Origin of the sequence: Phenylobacterium parvum (genome assembly GCF_003150835.1) — a bacterium.
Taxonomy (GTDB): Bacteria; Pseudomonadota; Alphaproteobacteria; order Caulobacterales; family Caulobacteraceae; genus Phenylobacterium; species Phenylobacterium parvum.
On record NZ_CP029479.1, the window covers coordinates 2,294,508 to 2,321,215 of the forward strand.

At 71.4% G+C, this 26,708-nt stretch carries 25 protein-coding genes and 1 tRNA gene; 19 read left to right on the plus strand and 7 right to left on the minus strand.

What is annotated here, in order from left to right; translation table 11 throughout:
- The first annotated feature begins 90 nt into the window (after window positions 1-90).
- The 9 genes from HYN04_RS10765 to glk all read left to right on the plus strand — a co-directional run bounded on the left by HYN04_RS10765 (window position 91) and on the right by glk (window position 13,384).
- Complete coding sequence (locus HYN04_RS10765) at window positions 91-1,251, plus strand: phosphoserine transaminase (RefSeq protein ID WP_110450758.1); 1,161 nt, start codon at window positions 91-93, stop codon at window positions 1,249-1,251.
- A 57-nt stretch (window positions 1,252-1,308) separates the two neighbouring features.
- Window positions 1,309-2,883 (plus strand): phosphoglycerate dehydrogenase, encoded by a 1,575-nt coding sequence (gene serA, locus HYN04_RS10770; protein ID WP_110450759.1) that lies wholly within the window; start codon window positions 1,309-1,311, stop codon window positions 2,881-2,883.
- Between the two features lie 301 nt (window positions 2,884-3,184).
- Window positions 3,185-3,583 carry an MmcQ/YjbR family DNA-binding protein gene (locus HYN04_RS10775; protein WP_162599629.1) on the plus strand — a complete coding sequence of 133 codons (399 nt, stop codon included), beginning with the start codon at window positions 3,185-3,187 and terminating at the stop codon, window positions 3,581-3,583.
- A gap of 76 nt (window positions 3,584-3,659) precedes the next feature.
- The gene (locus HYN04_RS10780) at window positions 3,660-4,460 is read left to right on the plus strand and encodes an ImuA family protein (protein ID WP_110450761.1); all 801 of its coding nucleotides are present in this window, start codon (window positions 3,660-3,662) and stop codon (window positions 4,458-4,460) included.
- Window positions 4,378-5,943 carry a Y-family DNA polymerase gene (locus tag HYN04_RS10785; protein ID WP_110450762.1) on the plus strand — a complete coding sequence of 522 codons (1,566 nt, stop codon included), beginning with the start codon at window positions 4,378-4,380 and terminating at the stop codon, window positions 5,941-5,943. The genes HYN04_RS10780 and HYN04_RS10785 overlap by 83 nt, the downstream gene beginning before the upstream one ends.
- Window positions 5,940-9,137, plus strand: a complete 3,198-nt coding sequence (locus HYN04_RS10790) for an error-prone DNA polymerase (RefSeq protein ID WP_110450763.1) — start codon at window positions 5,940-5,942, stop codon at window positions 9,135-9,137. The genes HYN04_RS10785 and HYN04_RS10790 overlap by 4 nt, the downstream gene beginning before the upstream one ends.
- A 61-nt stretch (window positions 9,138-9,198) precedes the next feature.
- Window positions 9,199-10,701: a carboxylesterase/lipase family protein gene (locus tag HYN04_RS10795; protein WP_110450764.1), complete on the plus strand. Its 1,503-nt coding sequence runs from the start codon at window positions 9,199-9,201 to the stop codon at window positions 10,699-10,701.
- Window positions 10,702-10,887: 186 nt separating this feature from the next.
- On the plus strand, window positions 10,888-12,309 hold the full coding sequence (gene pyk, locus HYN04_RS10800; RefSeq protein WP_110450765.1) for a pyruvate kinase: 1,422 nt from the start codon (window positions 10,888-10,890) through the stop codon (window positions 12,307-12,309).
- Between the two features lie 109 nt (window positions 12,310-12,418).
- Window positions 12,419-13,384, plus strand: a complete 966-nt coding sequence (gene glk / locus HYN04_RS10805) for a glucokinase (RefSeq protein ID WP_241962724.1) — start codon at window positions 12,419-12,421, stop codon at window positions 13,382-13,384.
- A gap of 220 nt (window positions 13,385-13,604) precedes the next feature.
- Here the strand turns inward: glk and HYN04_RS10810 are convergent, their stop codons facing one another.
- Together HYN04_RS10810 and HYN04_RS10815 are read right to left on the minus strand one after the other, a co-directional pair.
- Entirely contained in the window at window positions 13,605-14,390 is a 786-nt protein-coding gene (locus tag HYN04_RS10810) for an enoyl-CoA hydratase/isomerase family protein (RefSeq protein ID WP_110450767.1), read from the minus strand.
- Complete coding sequence (locus HYN04_RS10815) at window positions 14,387-15,553, minus strand: acyl-CoA dehydrogenase family protein (RefSeq protein WP_110450768.1); 1,167 nt, start codon at window positions 15,551-15,553, stop codon at window positions 14,387-14,389. The genes HYN04_RS10810 and HYN04_RS10815 overlap by 4 nt, the downstream gene beginning before the upstream one ends.
- A 75-nt stretch (window positions 15,554-15,628) precedes the next feature.
- On the opposite strand from HYN04_RS10815, the gene HYN04_RS10820 reads away from it, so the two are divergent.
- Window positions 15,629-16,846 carry a CaiB/BaiF CoA transferase family protein gene (locus tag HYN04_RS10820; RefSeq protein WP_110450769.1) on the plus strand — a complete coding sequence of 406 codons (1,218 nt, stop codon included), beginning with the start codon at window positions 15,629-15,631 and terminating at the stop codon, window positions 16,844-16,846.
- A gap of 313 nt (window positions 16,847-17,159) precedes the next feature.
- Complete coding sequence (locus HYN04_RS10825) at window positions 17,160-17,705, plus strand: AAA family ATPase (RefSeq protein ID WP_110450770.1); 546 nt, start codon at window positions 17,160-17,162, stop codon at window positions 17,703-17,705.
- Window positions 17,706-17,765: 60 nt separating this feature from the next.
- On the opposite strand, the gene HYN04_RS10830 is transcribed toward HYN04_RS10825, so the two are convergent.
- From HYN04_RS10830 to HYN04_RS10840, 3 genes are all read right to left on the minus strand, one after another.
- Window positions 17,766-17,915 carry an entericidin A/B family lipoprotein gene (locus tag HYN04_RS10830; protein ID WP_110451399.1) on the minus strand — a complete coding sequence of 50 codons (150 nt, stop codon included), beginning with the start codon at window positions 17,913-17,915 and terminating at the stop codon, window positions 17,766-17,768.
- 264 nt (window positions 17,916-18,179) lie between these two features.
- Complete coding sequence (locus tag HYN04_RS10835; RefSeq protein ID WP_110450771.1) at window positions 18,180-18,590, minus strand: Zn-ribbon domain-containing OB-fold protein; 411 nt, start codon at window positions 18,588-18,590, stop codon at window positions 18,180-18,182.
- A gap of 4 nt (window positions 18,591-18,594) precedes the next feature.
- Window positions 18,595-19,782, minus strand: a complete 1,188-nt coding sequence (locus HYN04_RS10840; RefSeq protein WP_110450772.1) for a thiolase domain-containing protein — start codon at window positions 19,780-19,782, stop codon at window positions 18,595-18,597.
- Window positions 19,783-20,065: 283 nt separating this feature from the next.
- Here HYN04_RS10840 and HYN04_RS10845 point away from each other — a divergent pair, with 283 nt between their 5' ends.
- From HYN04_RS10845 to HYN04_RS10860, 4 genes are all read left to right on the plus strand, one after another.
- Window positions 20,066-20,842 (plus strand): DUF2092 domain-containing protein, encoded by a 777-nt coding sequence (locus HYN04_RS10845; RefSeq protein ID WP_110450773.1) that lies wholly within the window; start codon window positions 20,066-20,068, stop codon window positions 20,840-20,842.
- Window positions 20,843-20,853: 11 nt separating this feature from the next.
- Window positions 20,854-21,429, plus strand: coding sequence for a DUF6515 family protein (locus tag HYN04_RS10850; RefSeq protein ID WP_110450774.1), 576 nt, complete (start codon window positions 20,854-20,856; stop codon window positions 21,427-21,429).
- A 79-nt stretch (window positions 21,430-21,508) separates the two neighbouring features.
- Window positions 21,509-21,991, plus strand: coding sequence for a ribonuclease E activity regulator RraA (rraA, locus tag HYN04_RS10855; protein WP_110450775.1), 483 nt, complete (start codon window positions 21,509-21,511; stop codon window positions 21,989-21,991).
- 96 nt (window positions 21,992-22,087) lie between these two features.
- Window positions 22,088-22,177: transfer RNA gene (locus HYN04_RS10860), tRNA-Ser, on the plus strand.
- Window positions 22,178-22,395: 218 nt separating this feature from the next.
- Here HYN04_RS10860 and HYN04_RS10865 read toward each other — a convergent pair.
- Together HYN04_RS10865 and HYN04_RS10870 are read right to left on the minus strand one after the other, a co-directional pair.
- The gene (locus tag HYN04_RS10865) at window positions 22,396-22,731 is read right to left on the minus strand and encodes a hypothetical protein (RefSeq protein WP_110450776.1); all 336 of its coding nucleotides are present in this window, start codon (window positions 22,729-22,731) and stop codon (window positions 22,396-22,398) included.
- A complete protein-coding gene (locus HYN04_RS10870) occupies window positions 22,731-23,054 on the minus strand; it encodes a hypothetical protein (protein ID WP_110450777.1) in 324 nt (107 codons plus the stop codon). Before HYN04_RS10870 ends, HYN04_RS10865 begins: the two co-directional genes overlap by 1 nt.
- A 438-nt stretch (window positions 23,055-23,492) precedes the next feature.
- Between HYN04_RS10870 and HYN04_RS10875 the strand changes: the two genes are divergently transcribed.
- The 4 genes from HYN04_RS10875 to HYN04_RS10890 all read left to right on the plus strand — a co-directional run bounded on the left by HYN04_RS10875 (window position 23,493) and on the right by HYN04_RS10890 (window position 26,579).
- A complete protein-coding gene (locus HYN04_RS10875; protein ID WP_110450778.1) occupies window positions 23,493-24,752 on the plus strand; it encodes a cytochrome P450 in 1,260 nt (419 codons plus the stop codon).
- A gap of 30 nt (window positions 24,753-24,782) precedes the next feature.
- On the plus strand, window positions 24,783-25,181 hold the full coding sequence (locus HYN04_RS10880) for a cupin domain-containing protein (RefSeq protein WP_110450779.1): 399 nt from the start codon (window positions 24,783-24,785) through the stop codon (window positions 25,179-25,181).
- Between the two features lie 341 nt (window positions 25,182-25,522).
- Complete coding sequence (locus tag HYN04_RS10885) at window positions 25,523-26,044, plus strand: hypothetical protein (protein ID WP_110450780.1); 522 nt, start codon at window positions 25,523-25,525, stop codon at window positions 26,042-26,044.
- 106 nt (window positions 26,045-26,150) lie between these two features.
- Window positions 26,151-26,579: a PaaI family thioesterase gene (locus HYN04_RS10890; RefSeq protein ID WP_110450781.1), complete on the plus strand. Its 429-nt coding sequence runs from the start codon at window positions 26,151-26,153 to the stop codon at window positions 26,577-26,579.
- Window positions 26,580-26,708: the final 129 nt, after the last annotated feature.

Genomic DNA, 26,708 nt, shown 5'->3' on the forward strand with positions numbered 1-26,708 from the left:
TTGCCTTCCGGTGCAAACCGGCGTTCTTGCGCGGCGGGCCACGCCCCCCCAACGGGGCGCAGTCCATCTGCAAGGATGGGAGACATCGCAATGACTACGACCCCGCGGCCGGCCGTGCGCCCGGCCCGTCCCGAATTTTCCTCCGGCCCCTGCGCCAAGCGCCCCGGATGGACCCCCGAAGCCCTCAAGGACGCCGTCCTCGGCCGGTCTCACCGGTCGAAGCCCGGCAAGGCGCGCCTGCAGGACGCCATCAACCGCACCCGCCGGGTGCTGGAGGTTCCCGACAGCCACCTGATCGGCATCGTCCCCGGCTCGGACACCGGGGCGGTGGAGATGGCGCTCTGGTCCCTGCTGGGTCCGCGCAAGATCCAGCTCCTGGCCTTCGAGAGCTTTGGCAAGGACTGGGTCACCGACGTGGTCAAGCAGCTGAAGCTGCCCGCCGAGGTTCTGGAGGCGCCCTACGGCGAACTGCCCGACCTGTCGCGGGTCGATCCCGCCGCCGACCTGGTCTTCACCTGGAACGGCACCACCTCGGGGGTGCGCGTACCGGACGCGGGCTTCATCGCCGCAGACCGCGAGGGCCTGACGATCTGCGACGCCACCTCGGCCGCCTTCGCCCAGGACCTGGACTGGGCCAAGCTCGATGTCGTGACCTTTTCCTGGCAGAAGGCCCTGGGCGGCGAAGGCGCGCACGGCGTGCTGGTCCTGTCCCCCCGCGCCGTGGCGCGGCTGGAGAGCCATACCCCGGCCTGGCCCATGCCCAAGCTGTTCCGCATGACCAAGAACGGCAAGGTGACCCTGGACCTGTTCGAGGGCGCGACCATCAACACCCCCTCCATGCTGTGCGTCGAGGACGTGATCGACGCCCTGGCCTGGGGCGAGGCGATCGGCGGCCTTGCAGCCATGCGCGCCCGGGCCGACGCCAACCTGGCCGTCCTGGCCGAGTGGGTGGGCCGGACCCCCTGGGTGGACTTCCTGGCCGCCAACCCGGCGACCCGGTCCAACACCTCGGTCTGCCTGAAGGTGGTCGATGCGCGGGTGGCGGCCCTGTCCGCCGACGCCCAGGCCGACTTCGCCAAGACCCTGGCCTCCCTGCTCGAGAAGGAGGGTGCGGCCCTGGACGTCGGCGGCTATCGCGACGCCCCGCCCGGCCTGCGGATCTGGTGCGGCGCCACGGTGGAGACGGACGACCTGCGCGCCCTGACCCCCTGGCTCGACTGGGCCTTCGAGACCGCCGCCGCCGGGCTCTGAGCCCGTACGCGGCCCCCCGCCATTCCTCCTGCCTTCCCCGTGAAGAAAGACACCGCCATGCCCCGCGTGCTGATCGCTGACAAACTTTCCCCCGCCGCCGTCGACATCTTCCGCCAGAGGGGGGTCGAGGCCGACGTGAAGACCGGCCTGTCCAAGGACGAGCTCCTGAAGATCATCGGCGAGTACGACGGCCTGGCCGTCCGCTCGGCCACCAAGGCCGACAAGGACGTGATCGCCGCCGCCGGCCAGCTCAAGGTCATCGGCCGGGCCGGGATCGGGGTCGACAATGTCGACATCCCCGCCGCGACCTCCAAGGGCATCGTGGTGATGAACACCCCCTTCGGGAACTCCATCACCACCGCCGAGCATGCCGTGGCCATGATGTTCGCCCTGGCCCGCCAGATCCCCGCCGCCGACGCCTCCACCCAGGCCGGCAAGTGGGAGAAGAACCGGTTCATGGGCATCGAGCTCTACGCCAAGACCCTGGGCCTGATCGGGGCGGGCAATATCGGCTCCATCGTCGCCGACCGGGCCAACGGCCTGAAGATGAAGGTGGTGGCCTACGATCCCTTCCTGTCCGCCGAGCGGGCCGTGGAGATCGGCGTGGAGAAGGTCGAGCTGGATGACCTGCTGGCCCGGGCCGACATCATCACCCTGCACACCCCCCTGACCGACAAGACCCGCAACATCCTGTCGGCCGAGAGCCTGGCCAAGGCGAAGAAGGGCGTGCTGATCGTCAACTGCGCCCGCGGCGGCCTGGTGGACGAGGCGGCCCTGCGCACCCTGCTGGACTCCGGCCATGTGGGAGGGGCGGCCTTCGACGTCTTCGTCGAGGAGCCGGCGACGGCCAACGTCCTGTTCGGCGCGCCGAACTTCATCGCCACCCCGCACCTGGGCGCCTCGACCCTGGAGGCGCAGGAGAACGTCGCCCTGCAGGTGGCCGAGCAGATGAGCGACTACCTGCTGACCGGGGCGGTGACCAACGCCCTCAACAGCCCGTCGGTGAGCGCCGAGGAGGCCCCCAAGCTGAAGCCGTTCGTGGCCCTGGCCGAGCGCCTCGGCGCCTTCGCCGGCCAGATGATCGACGTGGAGATCAAGGCCGTGGAACTGGCCTACGAGGGCGAGGTGGCCCTGCTGAACACCCGGCCCCTGACCGCTGCGGCCCTGGCCGGGGTGATGCGGCCCGTGCTGGCCGAGATCAACATGGTCTCGGCCCCCGCCGCCGCGCGGGAGCGGGGCGTGACGGTGACCGAGTCCAAGCAGGACGACTCGCCGGTCTTCGAGAGCCTGGTGCGGATCACCGTGACCACGACCATGGGCAAGCGCTCCTTCGCCGGGACGGTGGTGGCCGGGACCCCGCGCATCGTCGAGGTCAAGGGCATGGAGCTGGACGCCCCCTTCAGCCCGACCATGCTGTACGTGAACAACCAGGACAAGCCGGGCTTCATCGGCGCTGTGGGCGCCCTGTTGTCCGAGGCGCAGGTCAACATCGCCACCTTCAACCTGGGCCGGGTGGCCGCCGGCGAGGACGCCATCTGCCTGATCGGCGTGGACCAGGAGCCCGACGACGGCCTGGTGGGCCGCATCCGCGCCCTGCCCCACGTCAAGGAAGCCCGTATCCTGAGGTTCTAGGCCCCGGCTTCATCGCCGTTGACCTCCTCACCCGGCTTCGCCGGGAACTCCCCCTTGGGGGAGCAATTGAGCGCTGTAATTCCTCCCCATCAGGGGGAGGTGGACCGCGCAGCGGGCCGGAGGGGGTTTGCGGAGAGGGGGATTGACCCCCTCACCCGGCTGCGCCGGGAGCTCCCCCTTGGGGGAGCAATTGGGCGCTGTAATTCCTCCCCATCAGGGGGACGCAGCCCGCGAATGCGGGCCGGAGGGGGTCAGCCGGGCCGCCGTTGACCTCCGCCTCCGGCCCGAGGGAGGATGGGGCGTGAGCGCGCCCCGGAACCCCTGCCGCCAGGCGGAAGCCGAACTGCTGGCCCATGGCCTCAGCCTGCCGGAGACCGACCTGGCCCCGCCATCCCGGGCGGGGGATCATTTCCGTTACCTGCGGGTGGCCGGGAAGGGCTTCGCCGTCCTCGGCGAGCGGGGCGAGGCGCCGGATGCGCTGACACTGACGGTCAAGCTGCCCGTCTCCGCCGGGATGGTCGCGGACCTGCCCTTCGTGCGGGAAAGCACCGGCTGGTACAGGCGCCACAACTGGGTCATCGCCCATTTCGGGCCGGACGACGATGTCCTGGCCGAGATGGAGACCCTGAAGGCCTGGATGCGGCAGAGCTACCTGGCTGTCGCCCCCCGACGGCTGGCGCGGCAGGTCGCCGGCGACTGATCCTTCCCGTCCTCCCGGGAGGCCATTGACTCCCTGCTCGCCTGGACTAGAACAAAAAGCGAACACGAGGTTGGGCATGGACGGGGACAGGCGGAACAGGCTGGCGACGCTGCGGGCGGACATCCGGCGGCTGGAGCGGTGGACAGGACCGGCGCGGGGGCGGCTGTCCCTGGGCGATCCGCGCCTGGATTCCGCCCTGGGCGGAGGCCTGGCCCTGGGCCAGTGGCACGAGATCGGCGGTGAAGGGGTCGAGGCCGAGACCTGCGCCGCCCCCGCCGCCTTCGCCGCCCGGCTGGCCGCCGCCCTGCTGGCCCGGCCGGACCAGCGCGGCCGCTCGGCCGTCTGGATCCTGCGCCGCGACGACCTCTTCCCTCCCGGCCTGGCGGAGCTGGGCCTGCCGGCGGACCGGCTGGTGGGGGTCTGCGCCCGGGACGAGGCCGAGGCCCTGGCCGTCGCCGAGGACGCCCTGGCCTCTCCCGGCGTCGGGGTGGTGCTGGCCGAGGTCGGCGCCGTGGACCTGACCGCCGGGCGGCGCCTGCAGCTGGCCTGCGAGGTGCGCGGCGGCACGGGGCTGGTGATCCTGCGCCGGCCCTTCGGCGGGGCGGCGGCGGGGACGTCGGGCGGCACGGCGGCGGCCACCTGCTGGCGGGTGTCGCCGGCGGCCAGCGCGCCAAATCCGGGTGAACTGGGCCTGGGACCGCCCCGCTGGCGCCTGCGCCTGACCCGCGGCCGGGGCGGCCGGGCCGGCGCCTGGAGCGTGGAGGCCGGCGCAAGCGGAGACGAGGGAGAAGCCGATGTCGCGCATCCTCTGCGTCTGGTCGCCGAACTGGGCGATCGAGACCTGGCGGCGCCGGCGGCCCTCAGCGCCGCAGGTTGAACCCTTCGCCCTGGTCGGACCGGATCGCGGACTGAGGGTGCTGACCGCCGTCAGCCCGCAGGCCGCCGCCGCGGGCCTCTTTCCCGGCCAGAGGGTGACCGACGCCCAGGCCCTGCGCCCCGACCTGGTCCTGGCCGAGGCCGAGCCGGAAGCCGACGCCCGCGCCCTGGAGGCCCTGGCCGACTGGTGCGTGCGCTTCTCCCCCGCCGTGGCCCCGGACCCGCCGGACGGCCTGTTCCTGGACATCGGCGGGGTCGCCCACCTGTGGGGCGGCGAGGCGGAGATGGCCGCCGACCTGGCCGCCCGCCTGGCGAGGGACGGCCTGACCCCCCGGATCGCCGCAGCGGATACGGCCGGCGCGGCCTGGGCCCTGGCGCGGAGCCCGGCGGCGGAGGCGGGACCGCAGGTCCTGGCCTCCTGGGATCCTGACGGGCGGGAGGCGTCGCCCCCGCCGCCAGAGCTGGCCGGCCTGCCCCTGTCGACCCTGCGCCTGTCGCCGGCGGCGGTGGAACGTCTGTCCCGGCTGGGCCTGAGGCGGATCGGCCAGCTGGCCGCCCTGCCCCGCGGCCCCCTGGCCAGGCGCTTTGGCGCCGGGGTCCTGCTGCGCCTGGACCAGGCCCTGGGCCGGGCGCCCGAGGCCCTGGCCTTCCGCCGTCCGCCCACCCCCTGGTTCGCCCGCCTGGACCTGGCCGAGCCGGTGAGCGCCCCGGACGACCTGGCCCGCCTGTGCCGGGACGTCGCCCTGCGCCTCTGCGCGCGGCTGGAGACGGCCGGGCGCGGGGCCCGCCGCCTGCGCCTGGACTTCCACCGGGTGGACGGCGCCCCCGTAGGCCTGGAGCTGGGCCTGTCCCGCCCCGCCCGGGACCCCGACCGCATCGCCCGCCTCTTCCTGCCCCGGCTGGAGACCCTGGACCCCGGCTTCGGGATCGAGGCGGTCAGCCTGCAGGCGGCGGAGGTCGAGGTCCTGTCCCCGGGCCAGGCCGACCTGGCCAGCCTGCTGGAGCCCGTCGAGGGACCCGAGGCCCTGGCGCCCCTGATCGACCGGCTGAACGCCCGGCTGGGGCCCGGGCGGGTCTGGCGCAGCCGGCCCCGGGCCAGCCATGTCCCTGAACGCTCGGTGCGCCGGACCGCCGCCCTGGAGACGGAGGCCGGCCCAGCCGTGAGATGGCCCGCCTGGCGACCCCGCCCCTTACGCCTCCTGCCTCGCCCCGAGGTCCTGGAGGCGGTGATCGCCCTGACCCCCGACGAGCCGCCCCGGCAGTTCCGCTGGCGCCGGCGCGTGCACCGCATCCGCCTGGCCGAGGGGCCCGAGCGGATCGGCGCGGAGTGGTGGCGGAGCGGGATCGAGGCGGTCCGGACCGACCAGGTGCGCGACTACTACCGGGTGGAGGACCAGGACGGGGCCCGCTTCTGGGTCTTCCGCTCGGGCCTGCACGACCATGACCGGCCGGTGCGCTGGTGGCTGCACGGCCTGTTCGGATGAGCCGCTACGCCGAGCTGGCGGCGGCCAGCAACTTCTCCTTCCTGCGCGCCGCCTCGCATCCCGAGGAGCTGGTGCAGACCGCCGCCGCCCTGGGGCTGGAAGCCCTGGGGATCGCCGACCGCAACAGCGTCGCCGGCGTGGTGCGGGCCTGGGCGGCGGGGCGGAAGCTGGAGGCGGGGCCGCGCGTGCTGGCGGGAACGCGGCTGGTCTTCGCCGACGGGACGCCGGACCTGATCTGCTATCCGCAGGACCGGGCCGCCTGGGGACGGCTGACCCGCCTGTTGACCCTGGGCAAGCGGCGGGCGCGCAAGGGCGGGTGCGACTTCGGCCTTGGCGACTTCCTTGACCATGCGGAGGGCCTGCTGGGCATCGTCCTGCCCCCGGCGCCGGGGGACCCCGCCGGCGCGGACTTTCCCCGGCGGCTGGAGGCCCTGGCCCGGGCCCGGCGGGGGTCGGTCTGGCTGGGCGGAGTGCGCCGCTACGGCCCCCGCGACCTGGCGGAGCTGGCCCGGCTGGAAGCCCTGGGCGCGGCGGCGGGAGCGCCCCTGGTCGCGGTGGGCGAGGTGCTCTACCACGACGCCCGCCGGCGGCCCCTGCAGGACGTCCTGACCTGTATCCGCGAGGGCTGCACGATCCACGAGGCGGGGCTGAGGCTGGAGGCCAACGCCGAGCGCCGTCTGAAGTCTCCCGCCGAGATGGCCCGCCTGTTCGCCCGCTTCCCCGGCGCCGTCGAGCGCAGCCTGGAGATCGCCGGCCGGGTCGGCTTCGACCTGTCGGAACTGCGGTACGAATACCCCGACGAGCCCGTCCCGCCGGGCAAGACCGCCCTGCAGCACCTGCGCGACCTGACCTGGGAGGGGGCGGCCTGGCGCTTCGAGGGCGGGCTGGGCGAACGCGAGCGGCGGACCCTGGAGCACGAGCTCGACCTGATCGGCAAGCTGGGCTTTCCCAACTACTTCCTGACCGTCCACGACATTGTCCGCTGGGCGCGGGAGCAGGGCATCCTCTGCCAGGGGCGCGGGTCGGCGGCCAACTCCGTGGTCTGCTTCTGCCTGGGCATCACCGCCGTCGACCCCACCAAGAAGGACCAGGACCTGCTGTTCTCGCGCTTCATCTCCGAGGCGCGGGGCGAGCCGCCGGACATCGACGTCGACTTCGAGCACGAGCGGCGCGAGGAGGTCATGCAGTACCTGTTCCGCCGCTATGGCCGCGAGCGGGCGGCCATCGCCGCCACGGTGATCCACTTCCGGCCGCGCATGGCCATCCGCCAGGTGGGCAAGGCCCTGGGCCTGACCGAGGACGTCACCGCCGCCCTGGCCGGCACGGTCTGGGGGCCCTGGAGCGGCATGAGCCCGGACCCCTACATCCGCCAGGCGGGCCTGGACCCGGACGCCCCGGAGATTCGCCGGGCCACCACCCTGGCCGGCGAGTTGCTGGGCTTTCCCCGCCACCTGTCCCAGCACGTGGGCGGCTATGTCCTGACCCGGGGCCGGCTGGACGAGATGGCGCCCATCGGCAACGCCGCCATGCCCGACCGCACCTTCATCGAGTGGGACAAGGACGACATCGACGCCCTGGGCCTGATGAAGGTGGACATCCTGGCCCTGGGCATGCTGAGCGCCCTGCGCAAGAGCTTTGCGATGATCCCCCCGCGGGCCGACGGGACCCGGCTGACCGACATCGCCCAGGTCCCCCAGGAGGTCCCCCAGGTCTACGACATGCTGTGCCGGGCGGATTCCGTGGGCGTCTTCCAGGTGGAGAGCCGGGCGCAGATGTCCATGCTGCCGCGCCTGAAGCCCCGGCGGTTCTACGACCTGGTGATCGAGGTGGCGATCGTGCGGCCCGGCCCCATCCAGGGCGACATGGTCCATCCCTACCTGCGCCGGCGCGACGGGACCGACCCGGTGGACTTCCCCGCCCCCGCGCCGGAGCACGGCCCGCCGGACGAGCTGCACCGGGTGCTGGGCAAGACCCTGGGGGTGCCCCTGTTCCAGGAACAGGCCATGCGCCTGGCCATCGAGGCGGCCCGGTTCAGCGAGAACGACGCCGACGGCCTGCGCCGGGCCATGGCCACATTCCGCAACCTGGGGAGCGTCAGCGAATACCGTCGCCGCTTCCTGGAGGGCATGACCGGGCGGGGCTACGATCCGGACTTCGCCGAGCGCTGCTTCCGCCAGATCGAGGGGTTCGGCTCCTACGGCTTCCCCGAGAGCCACGCCATCAGCTTCGCCCTCCTGGTCTACGCCTCGGCCTGGGTGAAGTGGCGCTGGCCCGACGCCTTCTGCGCGGCCCTGATCAATTCCCAGCCCATGGGCTTCTACCAGCCCGCCCAGCTGGTGCGCGACGCCCAGGCGCACGGGGTGGAGGTGCGACCCGTCGACGTGATGGCCAGCGACTGGGACTGCACCCTGGAGCCGGTTCCCGGCCGGCGTCTGAGGGCCGTGCGCCTGGGCCTGCGACAGGTGCGGGGCCTGGCCCGGGAGGACGCCGCCCGACTGCTCCGGGTCCGCGACCGGGGCGCCCGCGCCGTCGCCGACTTCGCCCGGGAGGTGAGCGGCCGGGGGATGGAGCTGCTGGCCGAGGCCGACGCCTTCGCCGGGCTCGGGGTGAGCCGGCGCCAGGCCCTGTGGGCGGTGAAGGGGCTGGCCGGCGCCGACCGGGCCGACCGCGAGGCGCCCCTGGCGGCCGGGGCCGACCTGCCCGAGCCGGAGGCCGCCCTGCCGGTCATGACCGCCGCCCGGGAGACCGCCGAGGACTATCGGACCCTGCGCCTGTCCCTGAAGGCCCACCCCTGCGCCTTCCTGCGCGGCGAGCTGGCGGCGCGGGGCGCACGGACGGCGGCCGAGCTGGGGCGGATGCGCGATGGGCGCCGCACCGCGGTGGCCGGCCTGGTCCTGGTGCGCCAGAGGCCCGGGACGGCCAAGGGCGTGGTCTTCATGACCCTGGAGGACGAGACCGGCGCGGCCAACATCATCGTCTGGAAGGACGTCTTCGAGGCGCACAGGCCGGCGGTCATGCGCTCGGGCCTGGTGCTGGTGGAGGGCCGGCTGCAGGTGGCCGGCCAGATCGTCCACCTGGTGGCCGAGCGGATCACCGACCTGTCCTTCCTGGCCGCCGCACTGAGGACGGAGGAGGCCGGCGAGGCCCCGCCCGCCGGTGGCGGACGGCTGGTGGCCAGCCGGGACTTCCATTGAGCCCCGGAACTTGACGCCCATCCGGACCTGCGGCGAAGTCAAGGCGACAGGGAGACACGCCATGCTCAAGATGCTCGCCAGGGCCGCCGCCCTCGCCCTTCCTCTGCTGGCCGGGATCGCCGCGGCCGAACCCGCCCGGGTGAAGGTCGAGACAGGCGTCCTGGCGGGAGAGGCGAAGGACGGCGTGGGCGTCTGGCGCGCCATCCCCTACGCCGCCCCGCCCGTGGGCGAGCGCCGCTGGGCGCCGCCGGCCCGGGCCGCAGCCTGGAAAGGCGATCGCGACGCGACCAAGAACGGCCCCTCCTGCGTCCAGAAGATGAACGCCGACGGGACCCCGAACGGCGGCGGCGCCAATGGCCCCATGAGCGAGGACTGCCTGCAGCTCAACGTCTTCGCCCCGGTTGAGGCCCGCAAGGCGCCGGTCATGGTCTGGATCCACGGCGGCAGCCACCGGGAGGGGGCCGGCTGGATCTACGACGGCTCGGCCTTCGCCCGGCAGGGGATCGTGGTGGTGACGATCAACTACCGGCTGGGCCCGCTGGGTTATTTCGCCCACCCCGCCCTGACCGCGGCGGCGCGCAAGGACGAACCCCTCGCCAACTACGGCCTGATGGACCAGGTCGCCGCCCTCCAGTGGGTGAAGAGCAACATCGCCGCCTTCGGGGGCGATCCCCGGCAGGTGACGGTGTTCGGCGAGAGCGCCGGGGGCATGAGCACCCTGGCCCTGCTGGCGACGCCGTCGGCCAAGGGCCTCTACGCCCGCGCCATCGTCCAGTCGGGCGGCGGCTGGTTCCCGCCGACGACCCTGGCCGCCAAGGCCGAGACGGGCGAGAAGGCCCTGGCGGCCCTGGGCCATGCCAAGGCCTCAGCCGCCGACCTGCGGACCCTGCCGGCCGAGACCCTGATCAAGGGCGTCGGCGGGAGTTTCGGCCCGATCCCGGACGGGCGTCTGCTGAAGGAGACCCCCACCCAGGCCTTCGCCGCCGGCCGGGCCGCCGACGTGCCGCTGATCATCGGCTGGAATTCCGGCGAGGACTCCCTGATGGGCCCCTGGCGCCCGGAAATGGCGGCCAGCCTCCCGCCCGGCGTCCGTGCGGCCTATCCTGCCGAAGCCGCCAAGGGCGACGAGACCCTGGCCCGCGCCGTCTTCACCGACCGGGCCATGGGCGCCCCGGCCCGCTGGATCGCCCGCCAGGCGGCCTCGGGCGCCCCGGCCTGGCTCTACCACTTCTCCTATGTGGGAACCCGCTTCCGGCCCTTCACAGACCGGGCCGCACACGCCGCGGAGATCCAGTACGTCTTCCAGTACTGGGGCCGGCGGACCCCCATGTCGGCGGTGTCGGAAGAGGACCGCGCCATGGCCGTCCTGATGAACGGCTGCTGGACGGCCTTCGCGAAGACAGGACGCCCGGACTGCCCCGGCGGCCAGGCCTGGCCTGTCTATTCGCGGGATGCGGACACCCTGCTGGAGTTCGGCCGCGAGACCGGCCTGAGGACCGGATTCCAGGCGGGTCGCCTCGACTTCCAGGAGGCCAGGACCCTGTCGGGCCTCGGGTTGCGGTAAAGTCCATTGCTCCCCCAAGGGGGAGCTCCGGCCGCAGGCTGGTGAGGGGGTCTGCTGAGCCGCCGCTGACCTCCTCCGGCCCGCTTCGCGGTCCACCTCCCCCTGGGGGGAGGAATTAGGCGCCACCGTTAAACCCCTTTCAAAGTTTAGGGCTAAGGGTGAACCCAATCCGAAGCAGGACCCCTCATGATTCGCGCCCGCAGAGCCCGCATTGTCGCCACCCTCGGACCGGCGACCCGTGAGCCGGAGCAGATCATCGCCCTGGCCCGCGCCGGCGCCGACGTCTTCCGGGTCAATTTCAGTCATGGCGAGCATTCCGACCACGCCACCGCGATCGCCCGGGTCCGGGCCGCCGAGGCCGAGGTGGGGCGGCCCCTGGCCGTCCTGGCCGACCTGCAGGGCCCCAAGATCCGGCTGGGCGAGTTCCGCGACGGGCGCGTCGAGCTGACGCGGGGCCAGGCCTTCCGTCTCGACCGCGACCCGACCCCCGGGGATTCCCATCGGGTCTGCGTGCCCCATCCCGAGATCTTCGCCGCCCTGAAGACCGGCGCGGATGTGCTGCTGGACGACGGCAAGGTCCGCCTGAAGGTCGGCCGCTTTGGCGTGGACTTCGCCGAGACCGAGGTGATCAGCGGCGAGGCCCTGTCGGACCACAAGGGCCTGAACCTGCCCGGCCTGGCCATTCCCATCCCCGCCCTGACCGAGAAGGACCGGATCGACCTGGACTTCGCCCTGGCCCAGGGCGTGGACTGGGTGGCCCTGTCCTTCGTCCAGCGCGCCGCCGACATGGCCGAGTTGAGGCAGATCGTCCTGGGCCGCGCAGGCGTGCTAGCCAAGATCGAGAAACCCGCCGCCCTGGAGGCCCTGGACGAAATCCTGGACCTGTCCGAGGCCGTCATGGTGGCCCGCGGCGACCTGGGCGTGGAGCTGGCGCCCGAGGACGTTCCGGTGGTCCAGAAGACCCTGGTGCGCGCGGCGAGAACGCGGGGCATCCCCGTCATCGTGGCCACCCAGATGCTGGAGTCCATGATCCACTCGCCGACTCCCACCCGAGCCGAGGCCTCGGACGTGGCCGCCGCCGTCTATGAGGGCGCCGACGCCGTCATGCTGTCGGCCGAGACCGCCGCAGGCGAGTATCCCATGGAGGCGGTGACCATGATGGACCGGATCCTGGCGCGGGTGGAGCGGGATCCCCGCTGGCCCGAGCTGATGGCCGCCGAATACCCGGTGGAGGACGCCGACGCCGACGCCCTGGTCGCCGCCGCACGGCGGGCCGCCGACTCCGCCTCGACAGGCTGCCTCGCCGCCTTCACCACCACCGGCCAGACCGCCCTTCGCCTGTCGCGGGAGCGCCCCCTCCAGCCGACCCTGGCCCTGACCACCCGCCTGGCCACCGCCCGGCGCCTGGCCCTGGCCTGGGGGGTCGAGGCGAGGGTGGTCGACATCATCACCGATCCCGAGGACCTGGCCCGGGTCGCCGTGGACGAGGCCCTGGCGGCGGGCCTCTGCCCGCCCGGGCACAGGGTGCTGATCCTGGCCGGCCTGCCCATGGGCTCACCCGGGGCGGCCAACATCCTGCGGATCGCGCACGCCCCCCTGAGACGCTGAGGCCCACCCCCAAAGGAAGGCGTGCAAGGCGGCCAGGTTTGGGCTATTCCCCGCGCCGCGCGCCCGGACCGGCGCATGCCTGCGCCTGCGGGGTGAGACCTTGAAGAACGTGTACACCGGGCTTGTCGGCGACATCGGCGGCACCCACGCCCGCCTCGCCCTGGTCGACGAGGAAGGGCATATCCGCCACCCCGTCACCTACGAGGAGAGGAACTATCCCTCCCTGACGGAGGTGATCGCGACCTACCTGGAGAAGACCCTGGGCCGGAAGCGGCCGGGACGCGCCGTCCTGGCGGTGGCCGGGCCGGTGGTGGATGGCGAGATCCAGTTCACCAACAACAGCTGGCGGGCCTCCGAGGGCGAGCTCTTCGTCGCCTTCGAGTTCGAGTCCGTCCGGCTGATCAATGACTTCGCCGCCCAGGCCCTGGCGGCCCCGCTCCTGCCGGCGGACACCCTGAGGCGGATCGGCCCGGATGTCCGGGGAGCTGACTTCGCCCCCCTGGTGGTCCTGGGCGCCGGCACGGGCTTCGGCGTCGCGGGCCTGGCCCGGTCGGAAAGGGGGGACGTGGAGGTGGCCGGCGAGGGGGGCCATGCGGCCTTCGCCCCGACCGACGACGTCGAGATCGAGGTCGACCGGATCCTCAGCCGCCGCTTTGGCCGAACCTCCATCGAGCGGATCCTTTCGGGTCCTGGCTTGTTCAACCTCTATTCGGCCCTGGCGGAGATCCGCGGTGTCGAGCCGGTCCTGGCGGACGAGGCGGCGGTCACTGCGGCGGCGGGCAAGGGCGAGGCCCTCGCCAGCGAGACCCTGGACCGCTTCTGCGCCATCCTCGGATCCGTCGCCGGCGACCTGGCCCTGACCTACGGCGCCCGGGGCGGGGTCTATATCTCGGGCGGCCTGGCGCCGCGCATGGCCGACCGGCTTGCGGGCGGCGATTTCCGCCGCCGCTTCGAGGCCAAGGGCCGGATGAGCGCCTACATGGCCGAGATCCCGACCACCCTCATCCAGCACCCCTACGCCGCCCTGGTGGGCGCGGCCCGGGCCCTGAAGCGGCCGGCCGTCGGCCTGCGCTGATCGCCGGCCTTCCGTCAGTCGCCGTTGACCCCCTCCGTCCCGGGGCGCCGCACCGGTCCACCTCCCCCTGGGGGGAGGAATTACAGAGCTATTGCTCCCCCAAGGGGGAGCTCCGGGCGAAGCCCGGTCAGGGGGTCAATCCCCATCGCCGCTGACCCCCTCCGGCCCGCTGCGCGGCCCACCTCCCCCTTGGGGGAGGAATTGGGGGACCTGCTAGCGCCTACCGGCCCTTGAAGTTGCCTGGCCGCCGCTCGGCCACGGCGCGGACGCCCTCGGCGAAGTCCTCGGTGGCGCGCAGGATGGTCTGCTGGCCATGCTCGTGGTCGGTCTGGGCCCGGACGGCGGCGGCGAGGCCGGCGCGCAGGGTCTTGCGGGTGGCGACCACCGCCAGGGGGGCGTTCTCGGCGATCTCGGCGGCGAGGGCCTTGGCCGCCTCGAGCAGTTCGGGCTGGGGGACCACCTCGTCCACCAGGCCCCAGGCCAGGGCCTCCTCGGGCTTCACCCGACGGCCCGTCAGGAACATGAGGTTAGCCCTCTGCTCGCCGATCACCCGGGGCAGGGTGTGGGTCAGGCCGAAGCCGGGATGGAAGCCCAGCTTGACGAAATTGGCCGTGAACCGGGCCTCGGGCGAGGCGATGCGGAAGTCTGCGACGAGGGCCAGGCCCAGGCCCGCGCCCACCGCGGCGCCCTGCACGGCGGCGATGATGGGGGTCTCCACCGAGAACAGGCGCACGGCCTGGGTGTAGAGGTCGTTGATCCCGTTCATTCCCGAGCCGCCGATCCCGTCCGGGGCGACAAGGTCGGCGCCGGCGCAGAAGGCCTTGCCGGCCGAGGCGAGGACGACGGCCCGGACCTCGTCGTCGGCGTCGATCTTCTCGAGGAGGTCGGCCAGGTCGCGCATCAGCGGCACGGAGACGTGGTTGTTGGGCGGCCGGTCGAGGGTGACCACGGCGATGTGGCCGGTCTTCTCGACGGTGATCTCGGGGCGCTCGGTCGTCGTGGTCATCTCTTCACTCCCAGGAGGTTGCGGGCGACCACCATGCGGTGGACTTCGGAGGGCCCGTCGTAGATTCGCATGTTGCGGATGCTGGCCGCCATCAGGTGCAGGGGCAGTTCCTTGGTCATGCCCATGGCGCCGAAGCACTGCATGACATTGTCCAGGACCTCCCAGGCCATCTCGGTGGCGAAGACCTTGATCATCGAGATCTCGTTCTTCACGTCCTGGCCCTGGTCCAGCTTCCAGGCGCAGTGATAGGTCATCAGTCGCGCGGCGTGGATCTTGGTCGCGGCGTCGGCGGCCCACCACTGCACCGCCTGGCGCTGGGACAGGGGCTGGCCGAAGGTGACGCGCTGGGGGGCGTACTCGATCATCATGTCGAGGGCCCGCTGGGCGAGGCCGATGCACCAGGCGGCCATCTCGATGCGGCGGGTGCCGAGGCGCACCTGCATGGGGGCGAAGCCCTGCCCCTCGACGCCCAGCAGCTTCCAGCCCGGGACGCGGACGTCGTCGAGGGCGATCTCGTAGGTGAAGGCGCCGGCCAGCATGGGGATGCGGCGCAGGATCTTGAAGCCGGGCGTGTCCCTGTCGACCAGGAAGGCGCTCATGCCGCCGCGGGAGCCCTTGGCCTTGTCGGTCACGGCCATGACGATGGTGAAGTCGGCCTGCTCGGCCCGGCTGGTCCAGATCTTCCGGCCGTTGAGGATCCAGTCGTCGCCGTCGCGCTCGGCCCGGGTGGTCATGCCCGCCGGGTCGGCGCCCGCGCCAGGTTCGGAAATACCGATGGCGCTGATGGTCTTGCCCGCCGCGTAGGGGGCCAGGTAGGCCTCACGCTGGCGCTCGTTCACCGTGGCCATCAGCATGCGCAGGTTCGGGGAGTCCGGCGGCAGGGTGTAGGGCGTGATGGTCGAGCCCATGGCCTCGTTGACGCCGATCAGGGCCACCTGGGGCAGGTCGAAGCCGCCGACGTCCTCCGGGGCGTCCAGGCCCCACAGGCCCATCTTCTGCGAGACCTCGTCGATCCGGGCCCGCTCCTCAGGCGAGAGCCAGATCCCCTGCCCGGCCGCGTCCCGGGCCAGGACCGCGCCCTCGAGGGGGATGAGCTCCTCGCGGACGAAGCGCTCGGCGAGGTCCTTGAGCATCCGGTGCTCTTCGGAAAGCTGAAAGTCCATGAGGCGGTCTCCTCCCGGCTTGCGCCATCCGCTGGGGCGATCATAACGGCGGAAACGGCCAAGGGGAGACACGACGTGGCGGAAACCCGGGAACTTGCGACGACGGCGACGGGCCCGCTGGCGGGAATCCGCATCCTGGACCTGACCAGCGTGGTCTTCGGCTCCTATGCGACCCAGATCCTGGGCGACCAGGGGGCCGAGGTGTTCAAGATCGAGGACCCGGGTTCCGGGCGCGGCGACGGCGGCGACATCATGCGCTGGGCCGGCCACGTGCCCGAGGGCGCGCCCCGGGACCTGGGCCCGATCTTCCTGACCATCAACCGCAACAAGCGCTCGGTGGTGGTGGACATGAAGGACCCGGCGACCAAGCCGCTGATGGAGGCCCTGATCCGCTCGTGCGAGGTCTTCGCCACCTCCATCCGCTACGAGGGCCTCAAGCGCCTGGGCCTGGCCTACGAGGATGTCCGCGCCCTGCGTCCGGACGTCGTCTATGTCCACGCGGCGGGCTATGGCTCGGAGGGGCCCTATGCCGGCGAGCCGGCCTATGACGACCTGATCCAGTCGGCCTCCGGCCTGGCCGACCTCCTGCCGCGCACGGACGGGAACCCCACGCCGCGCATCCTGCCGACCCTGGTCGCCGACAAGGTCTCGGGCCTGTTCATGAGCCAGGCCATCACCGCCGGCCTCCTGCACCGCGAGCGCACCGGCGAGGGCCAGTTCATCGAGGTGCCCATGCTGGAGTGCATGACCAGCTTCACCCTGGTCGAGCACCTCTACGACCACGCCTTCGACCCGCCCATCGGCCAGTGGGCCTACCAGCGCGTGGCCAATCCCAACCGCCGGCCCTACCAGACGAAGGACGGCTACATCGGCCTGTTGCCCTACACGGACAAGCAGTGGGACCAGTTCTTCGCCGCCGCCGGCATGGCCGAGAGCTTCGGCAAGGACCCGCGGTTCTCCGACTACGCCACCCGCGGCAAGCACATCCAGGAGCTCTATGGCCTGGTCGGCGAGGTCACCCAGACCAAGACGACCCAGGAGTGGCTGGACCTCCTCAAGCCCCTGTCCATCCCGGTGGTGCGCACCGCCCGGCTGGACGACCTGCCCGACGACCCGCACCTGTCCGCCGTGGGCTTCTTCGAGCGCCACGAGCACCCGCACGCCGGTCCGTATCTCGCCATGAAGCCGCCGGTGAAGTTCGCCGCCTCGCCCAGCAACATCCGCCGCCACCCGCCCCGCCTGGGCGAGCACACCGACGAGGTCTGGGCGGAGCTGGGTCTGGAGAAGCCGTGAGGGGATGGCGGAGGGGCCGGTGACCCCCTATAAGTCGGCTTCACCGACAGCTCCCCCTGGGGGGAGCAATTGAGCGCTCTAATTCCTCCCCCAAGGGGGAGGTGGACCGCGCAGCGGGCCGGAGGGGGTCTGCGGCGAGGGGGATTGACCCCCTCACCGACCTTCGGTCGGAGCTCCCCCTTGGGGGAGCAATGGGTTCCATAATTCCTCCCCATCAGGGGGAGGTGGACCGGGACGCCAGTCCCGGGACGGAGGGGGTCTCCCGAGCCGCCATGGGTTAGGGGACTGTGTTCCAGCGAAGAAGGAAGGCCTGATGCGCATCTCGATCATGGGGGTTTCCGGGGCGGGCAAGTCGACCCTGGCCGCCAGCCTGGCTGAGCGGCTCGGCCTGGAGCGGGTCGAGCTGGACGCCCTGAACTGGCTGCCGGGCTGGCGCGACCTACACAGCGAGGACCCTCAGGCCTTCGTCGACCGGGTGGAGGCCGCCACACGGGGCGAGAGATGGGTCACCGACGGCAACTACACCATCTGCCAGGACCTTATCTGGAGCCGGGCCACCGACGTCATCTGGCTGGACTATCCCCTCTCGGTCAGCATGCCGCGGCTCCTAAGGCGCACGCTGAACCGGGCGGTCACGGGGCGCGAGCTGTGGGGAACGGGCAACCGCGAGCACTTCACCCGCTGGTTCGACAAGGACCATCCGGTCTGGTTCACCCTGCGCCATCGCACCCGGGCGAACGCCAAGCGCGAGGCGCGGTTCGCGGACCCGAAGTGGGCGGGCCTGCGCCTTCACCGGGTGAAGTCGCCCCGGGAGGCCGAAGCCCTGCTGGAGCGGATGGCGGCGGACGCCCGGGCATGAAAAAGCCCGGCCGCCTTGCGGGCGACCGGGCGGTTCCGGAGGCGAAAAGTCCCTTTCGGGTTACTTCTTGACGCCGTCCTTGGCCTCGTCCGCCGTCTTGGTGACGGCGCTGCCGGCGGCCTGGACGTCCTTGCCGACGCCCGCGATGGTGTTGCAGCCGGCCACGGCGAGGGTCGCCGCGGCGGCCGCGAGGATGAGGATCTTGCGCATGTCGGCCATCCTTTGCCTGAGCCTGAAAACTGTCGTCCCTTAGGCTCCCGCTTTGGTTAACAGACGCTGAACAGGAGGCGGTGAGGCCGTTGACCTCCGCCCAGGCTTCGCCGGGAGCTCCCCGTTGGGTGAGCAATGGCTCCCTAATTCCTCCCCCCAGGGGGAGGTGGCCCGCGAATGCGGGCCGGAGGGGGTCAGCTGAGCCGCCGTTGACCCCCTCACCGCGCTGCGCGCGGAGCTCCCCCTTGGGGGAGCAATGGCGCTTCAGGCCGGACGGAAGACCGGCGCCGGAGGGCCGCCCTCGGTGGGCTGGAAGCGCACCTTCACCCTCTGGCCGATCTTCAGGCTGTCCGGGTCGCAGTCCACGAAGTTGGTCAGCACCGCCGGGCCCTCGTCGAGGGTGACGTAGCCGATCACGTAGGGACCCGTGGGCGAGCGCCGCATGATGGAGAAGGTGTAGATCACGCCCTCCCCGGGGCTCTCCTCCCACACGGTGTCGTCCGAGGCGCAGAAGGGGCAGATGGCCCGGGGGTACCAGTGCGCCTTGCCGCAGGCGGTGCAGCGCTTGATCAGGAACCGGCCCTCGGCGGCGGCGTCCCAGAAGGGCTTGGACTCGACGGTGACGGCGGGGGCGGGAATGGCCCGGCCGGCCGGCTTGGCTTCAGCTTCGCTCATCGTCCTACTCCCGCTCGAGGATGACCGTGGCCGCGCCGTGGCGCGTGCCGAGGGACCCGCCCGTGCCGTGGGCGATGGCCAGGTCGCAGTTGGCCACCTGGACCTTGGGGTGGGCCTCGCCGCGCAGCTGGCGCACCGCCTCGATGACCTTGGTGATGCCGCCCCGGTTGGTGGGGTGGTTGTTGCACAGGCCGCCGCCGTCGGTGTTGAAGGGCAGCTTGCCGACGCCCGAGATCAGGTTGCCGTCGGCCACGAAGCGCCCGCCCTGGCCCTTGGGGCAGAAGCCCAGGTCCTCGAGCTGCATCAGCACGGTGATGGTGAAGCTGTCGTAGATGGAGGCGTACTTGATGTCGGCGGGGGTGACGCCGGCCTCCTCGAAGGCCCGGGGACCGGACCAGACCGCGCCGGAATAGGTCAGGTCCAGGCCGTGGCCGCCGCTGGGGCCCTTGGGCGCCTCGCCGGCGCCGATCACCTTGACCTTCGGCCGGTTCAGGCTGCGGGCCACCTCGGGCGAGGTGACGATAAGGGCGCCGCCGCCGTCGGTGACGACGCAGCAGTCCAGGAGGTGCAGGGGATCGGCGATCATCCGCGAATTGACGACGTCCTCGACGGTGACCACGTCCTTCAGGAAGGCGTGCTCATTCCACTGGGCGTGGTGGCTGGCGGCCACCTTGATCCAGGCCAGCTGCTCGGAGGTGGTGCCGTACTCGTGCATGTGGCGCATGGCGCACATGCCGTAGGTGTTGTGGGTCGAGCCGCCGTAGATGTTCTCGAAGCCGGCCTCGGGCGGGCCGTCGGACAGCTGGCCGGGACGCGCGCCGCCGCCGCCGGGGCGGCCGCCCTGGCCCTGGCGCGGACGCCCGGCCAGGGTGATCAGGGCCACCTGGCACTTGCCGGCGGCGATGGCCTGGGCGGCATGGCCCACGTGCAGGATGTAGGAGGAGCCGCCGGTCTCCGTGGAGTCCAGGTGGCGGACATTGCGCAGGCCCATGTAGTCGACCATGGACATGCCGCCGAAGCCCGGCGCGTCGCCGGCGCAGAAGTAGCCGTCGACGTCGTCGAATGACAGGCCGGCGTCGGCCAGGGCGCCGCGGGCGCTCTCGAAATGCAGCTGGGCGCTGGTCTTGTCGGGGGCGTCGCGGGTGGGATGCTCCCACGCCCCCATGATGTAGGCCTTGCCTTTGAGGCTCATCTTCCTCCCCTTCCGGTGTGCTTCCGCCGGTTTGACCGGCAGGGCTTACCGCGCCCCGGCGAACGGGGAAAGCCCCGAGGCGGGCGAAGCCCGGTGAGGGGGTCGACGGCGACTCAGGAGACCCCCTCCGGCCCGCTGCGCGGTCCACCTCTCCCTGATGGGGGGAGGAATTGGAGGGCGGCCATAACCCGGGCAGATAGGGCTCTTGCCAATTGCCCAATACCGGACTGTGCGCGGCGGGCGCAGGGTGCAGGCTCGTCTTGCAGCCTCCACAGGACATCCGATGCCTCGTCCCCGAACCCTCCTCCTCGCCGCCGCCCTTGCGGGCGCGATGGCGCCCCAGGCCGTCCTGGCGGCCTCGCCGCCGAAGACGCCGGCGCCCGCCGCCGCCCCTGCGCTCGACCCCGCGGCGGCCGCGGCCCTGGACCGCATGGGCGCCTACCTGCGCTCGCTCAAGGCCTTCGACGTCCATGTCGAGACCGCCAGCGACGTCATCCTGAACAGCGGCCAGCGCATCCAGACCGAGCGCACCGTCGACTACGCCGTCGAGACGCCGAACCGCCTCGCCGCCCGGATCGAGGGCCCGCGCGGGGTGGTGAACCTCACCTATGACGGCGCGGCCTTCACCGTCGCCGGCGAGGACGGCTACTACGCCCAGGCGCCCCTGACCGGCTCGATCTCCACCCTGCTCGGCAAGGCCTACACGGCCTACGGGATCGACTTTCCCCTGCAGGACCTGTTCCGCTGGGGCGATCCCTCGGCGGTGACGCCCAGGCCGAGCGAGGGCTTCCGCGTCGGCTCGGCGAAGGTCGGCGGCGTGGCGACCGACCACTACGCCTTCCGCCAGCCGGGCGTCGACTTCCAGGTCTGGATCGACCAGGGCGACAAGCCCCTGCCCCGCAAGATGGTCATCACCTCCCTGACCGACCCCGCCCAGCCCCAGTACGTGGCGGTGATGAGCTGGAACCTGGCCCCCCGCCACGCGGACGGCCAGTTCACCTTCAAGCCCGCGCCCGGCGCGAAGAAGATCCGGTTCCGCGACGAACCGGCCGCGAAGTGAGGAGACCCCGCATGCGCATCCGAACCCTTCACCTGATGGCGCCGGTCCTGGCCCTGGCGGTCATCCTGCCGGCCGAGGCCTTCTCCCAGGCGCGCGGCGCCGCCCGGGGCGGTGCGCCCGTCGCCCGCGCGGCGGTCGGGCCCGGCCCGGCCAAGCGCGTCGAAGGCCCCCGCGACGTTCGCTCCTCGGCCCGCTCCAGCGTCAACGCCCCGGGCCGCGGCAACGTCAATGTCGGCAGCGGCGGCAACACCGTGGTGGTCAACAACGGCCGGCCCATGGACCAGCGCCGCTACGGCGCCCCGCCTCCGGGCTACCGGTCCGGCGGCTACTACTATGGCGGCGGCTACTACTATGACGACGACGACAACGAGTTCCTCGAGTTCGTCGGCAAGACCGCGGCGGTGACCGCCGGGGCGGCCATCGTCGGCTCCATCATCACCAGCAAGCCGACCGACAGCAATGGCGGCGACTGCAAGGAGCAGATGTCCGGCGGGCAGGTCTACCTCTACTGCAACGGCAAGTACTACCAGCCGGTCCAGACCAGCGGCGGCACGGCCTACCAGGTGGTGAACGCCCCGCCGAAGTAGGCCCCGGGCGCGGAAAAGGGCTGGCGCGGCGGGCGGCGGCGGGGCATCGATCCGCCGACCCCTCTTGCGGAGACGCCCCATGCCCACCCTCGCCGACCTCTGCGACGCCCACGAGGACGTGATCGAGGTCTGCCACGTTCCCTTCCGCGACTTCGGCGGCCGCGCGGCCTTTTCCGGCCCGATCCGCACCGTGCGCTGCTTCGAGGACAACGCCCTGGTCAAGCAGGCCCTGTCCGAGCCCGGCGATGGCGCGGTGCTGGTGGTGGACGGCGGCGGCTCCCTGCGCCGGTCCCTGCTGGGCGACAACCTCGCCGCCGACGCCGTGCGGAACGGCTGGGCCGGGGTGGTGGTGTTCGGCGCCGTGCGCGACACGGCCGAGCTCGCCGGCATGGACCTGGGGATCAAGGCCCTGGGGACCTGCCCCATGCGCACGGTCAAGCGCGGCGAGGGCCTGCGCGACGCCCCCGTCGCCTTCGGCGGCGTGGTCTTCGTGCCCGGCGACATCCTCCACGCCGACGAGGACGGCCTGGCCGTGCTGCCGGTGGAGGACGACGAGGCCTAGGGGCCCGGCGCTCAGCCGGGCTTGCCTCCGCCCGGCGCCATCGCTAGTTTCCGCGCCTCGCCCTCACCGGCCCCCTCCGGGGCGCCGTTCCTCGTCGGAGAGGTGGCTGAGTGGTCGAAAGCACCGCACTCGAAATGCGGCGTACCTTTACGGGTACCGTGGGTTCGAATCCCACCCTCTCCGCCACCCTTGTTTGAAAAATAAGGGAAATACGCCGCCGAATTGGTCGGGTCCCACTTTCGGTCCCACTTTGGGTGCCGAATTAAGTGCGAATTGCCAATTTCTACGCTGCGCGCTTCTCCACGGCAGGCACAGAGCGAGCGATTTTCTCGGCTACAGCTTTGAGCGTCTTTTCGTCTAGCCTCTGCTTTCGGTCGGTGGAGAACGTCTCGCGCACAAGCCGTTCAGCCTCGGCTAGAATTTCCGTTTGCGACATCTCCGTCCTCCTCAATCTGCGTCCAGAGACGATCGATAATCAGGTTGGTGAAGTAGCGAAACCAGTATTTTGGTTTCAGCTTCTTCATAGCCAGCTGGGCCTGAAGCGGCTCGTCCACTTCGACCAGTGGCAAGAGGGTTTTGGCCAGATCGTCGGGGCGGATGGTCGTGCCAGACGGTAGTGTCGCCTTGAGGAACGCATGGGTCCTCTTAACGGTCGCAAGCCAGGTCGCCTGACTTGTCAAGAAGAACGCAATCAGACCCGCTGCTTCGAGCTTTTGCTCCTCGTCGAGGGTAAGGGCCATCAGGCAATCTCCTTGACGCCGTTGAAGGCGATCAAGGCGATCCATGTGATCGCCCCTAGCAGCAGCGCGAGGGAAATCGCGCTCCAGCATTGGTTCATGTAGAGCCGACCGCCCAACCCAGTCGCTAGAGAGGCAAGGCAGAGAAGGAAACCTCCCAAAGCCGACCTGGCTTTGGCCCTATAGCCCTTCAGCACATGCTTTCGGTCTTGGACCGGATAGCCTTCGAAGCCCGAGAAGATCGCGCCCATGAATACGAGGATTAGGCCCGCGAGCGAAGCCGACGCACCTACAAGTTCAGTCGTGATGGCATAGAAATTCGGCAAATCTCCCCCCGGAGGCCGCTACGATTTCTAAGAGCATTGGTGATTTGCACGCCAACGGCAATAGCGGGACGTGAAAGCCGCCTCCGAGTGCCGCAAGGCTGAGACGCATTAAGACGGTTTTCGTCTTAGAAAGCGTCTTAATGCGTCTCATTTTCCGCTTTTGAGACACCCAAGCGTCTTGGCGGGTCGCCGCAAGCTGGCTTCATCGAGCGACCTGAACCTTGCTATAAACTTGCTATGATCTTGTGGTTCCCGCTGGCCGCTTCGAGGACGTTGCACCCTAACTACCAGCTCTTTGGTGAGACCCTGAGCGGAGGGCATAGGACCACCCTCACGAGGTCAGCAAGCCGACCTCGGCGGTCCCAGCCCCCCAACTTCCCATTTGCCACCCCGCCCCGCCGCGCGCACTCTTCTCGCAAGGACCCGAGGAGACCCGCCATGGCCGAAGGCGACAGCGCCCTGATGCAATCCGCCCGGGAGCGGGCCGCGGCGACGCCGCTCGACCGGTTCCACGTCGCGGACGTCAGCCACTTCACCAGCGACACCTGGGGGCCCTGGTTCGAGCGGCTGCGGCGGGAGGATCCGGTCCACTACTGCGCCGACAGCGAGTATGGGCCCTACTGGTCGGTGACCCGCTTCAACGACATCGTCGCGGTGGATTCCAACCACGAGGCCTTTTCGTCCTCCTCCGAGCGGGGCGGGATCGCGATCCAGGACGGCTACCAGCCCAACGCACTCTCCAGCTTCATCGGCCTGGACCCGCCGGACCATGACGCCCAGCGGCGGGTGGTCATGCCCCGGTTCTCGACCCAAGGCCTGGCCGGGCTGGAGCCCCTGATCCGCAGCCGGGCGGCGGCCATCCTCGACGAACTGCCGGTGGGCGAGACCTTCGACTTCGTCGACAGGGTCTCGGTGGAGCTGACCAGCCAGATGCTGGCCACCCTGTTCGACTTTCCCTTCGAGGCGCGGCGCCTCCTGCCCCAGGCCTCGGACATCATCCTCGCCCCCACGGGGGAGGGCGCCGAGTTCCGGACCAACGAGGACCGCCAGGCGGCCCTGACGCCCTATTTCGAGACCTTCGTGGGCCTGTGGGAGTCCCGCAAGGGCGGTGCGGGGGACGACCTCTTGTCCCTGCTGGCCAGCGACCCGGTCACCCGCAAGGACGGCCAGATGTTCGGCTACATGGGCAATGTGGTCCTCCTGACCGTGGCCGGCAGCGACACGACCCGGCACTCAATCACCGGCGCCCTCCTGGCCTTCCAGGACAATCCCGACGCCTATGACCGGCTGCGCGCCGACCCCGCCCTGCTGGACTCCGCCGTGCCGGAGATCATCCGCTGGCAGAGCCCCGTGGCCCACATGCGCCGCACCGCCACCCGCGACGTGGAGCTGGGCGGCAAGACCATCCGCAAGGGCGACAAGGTCATCATGTGGTACGTCTCGGGCAACCGGGACGGCGAGGTCATCGCCGATCCGGACCGCTTCGTGATCGACCGGACCCGGCCCCGCCAGCACGTGGCCTTCGGCTTCGGCATCCACCGCTGCGTCGGCAACCGGCTGGCCGAGATGCAGCTGAAGGTGGTGTGGGAGGAGATCCTCAGGCGCTTCCGGCGCATCGAGGTCGTGGCCCCGCCGCGGCGGCTGAACTCCAACTTCGTCAAGGGCTACGAGACCCTGCCGGTCCGCATCCTGCCCTGACGGGCTTCCCTTCCAGCAGAGGCGCGCGCCATGTCCGTCCAGGCCACCCTTGTCCACGAGGCCGACTGCGAGCTGGAGGGCTGGGAGGAGCCGGCGCCCGGCCTGGTGACCTGGCGCACCCTGTTCAGCGGCGAGCGGACCCCGACCCGGGGCCTCGTCCAGGGCGTGGCCGAGGTGCGCGCCACCCTGGCGACCCGCCCCGGCCTGCACCGCCACGCCCACGCCGAGACCTACTACATCCTCTCCGGGCGCGGGGTGATCGACCTGGACGGCGAGATGCGCCCTCTGGCGCCCGGCGACGCCGTCTTCATCCCCGGCGACGCCTGGCACGCCGCCTGGAGCGAGGGGGATGAGCCCCTGCGCATCCTCTACACCTTCGCCGCCGACGCCTTCGAAGACGTGGTCTACGAGTTCGCCGACAAAGGCTGAGGGGACGGGGCGGCGATGCCGTTGACCCCCTCCGGCCCGCTGCGCGGTCCACCTCCCCCTGGGGGGAGGAATGACACAGCAGTTGCTCCCCCAAGGGGGAGCTGTCGGCGAAGCCGACTGAGGGGGTCAAGGGCCCCTCAGCTGCACCCCCAGGCCGTACCGATCGCGCGCGCCGGGTCGGAGAGCCAGCGCCCGGTCGAGCTGCCCGCCTTGGCGGAGGGCCTGGCAACAGGTATGCGCCCTGCCCTTCCGGCAGCGCGGGCATGAATTCCCGGCCCTGCGCATCCGCCCGACCTGATGTAGGCTCCGTCCCTGCAAGACCTGACCCGGTGAGGTTCCCCGTGGCCGCCAAGACCCGCGCCGATCTCCTCAAGCGACTGGACCCCTATTGGAAGATGGAGGCGGCGAACGTCCTGTTCGTGCCGGCCTTCCTGATCTGGTTGGCCGGCGGCAAGGTGGGCTGGATCACCCTGGCGCCCATGGCGGCGACGGTCCTGCTCCTGGTCATCGGCGCGCTCTACTGGCGAGGAAAGGTTCGGCGGCTTCGGGGGGATGGCGGCGACTTCGCGGCGCTCCTGAGACGCCTCGCGGCCTGGAAGGCGCCGGCCCTGGTCCTGACCCTGGCGGGATGCGCCACCGCCCTGGCGGGATGGTGGGTTCCCGCCTGGTCAGCGGGCCTGGCCGACCGGAATGTCGCCACCGCCTGCGCGGTCCTCGCCGTCCTGGAATACGTGAACTACTACCACCGCCAGCTGCAGCACTTCGACAGCCGAGAGGACTTCCGCCGGCTGCTGACAGGCAGGGGCTTCCGGAAGTCCTGGCTGGCGCGCGACCTCGAGGCCCTTGGGCGGTCACCCGGATGAGGACAAGGGCGGCGGGGGGGCCTACCGGGAGGGGCGGCCTTTCCCGCTTTGCCCCGCCGCCTCCGCTTCCCTATCTGTCGACAGCCTCTCCTGGAGGGACCGCTTCATGTCTTCGCCCCTGACCGCCCCGCCCGAAGGCTTTGGCCCGATCCTGCGCTCGAGCCCGGTGCTGGACGCCCTGGGCGGGTTCATGAGCCGGGGCGAGGGCGAGGAGCTGGAGGTCGGGCTCTGGGTCGGACCCAACCACCTCAACGCCCGGGGCGGCCTGCACGGCGGGGTCATCGCCACCCTGATGGACGTGGCGACGGGCTACATGCTTGTCGCCCGGTCAGGCGGCCGGCGCCGGCTCACGGCGCGGATGACCCTGGACTACCGCGCAGCGGCGGGGCCAGGCGAATGGCTGCAGGTCTTCCTCGACCGCACGGAAGAAGACGGGCGCAAGACCCTGGTCCACGCCCGCCTGATGTCGGGCGAGCGGCGGGTGGCCGAGGCGACCGTCCTGTTCGTGGACGCCCCGGCGGCCCGGCCGGGCTGAAGACCGGACACCTGCAGGGATGGGGTTGGTGCGCCAGAATCTCCTCGAGCGCTTCCACCGGATCGAGGTGGCTGGCCCGACAGGCCGCCTGAACCCAAACCGCAGAATGGACCACGAGACCCTGCCGGT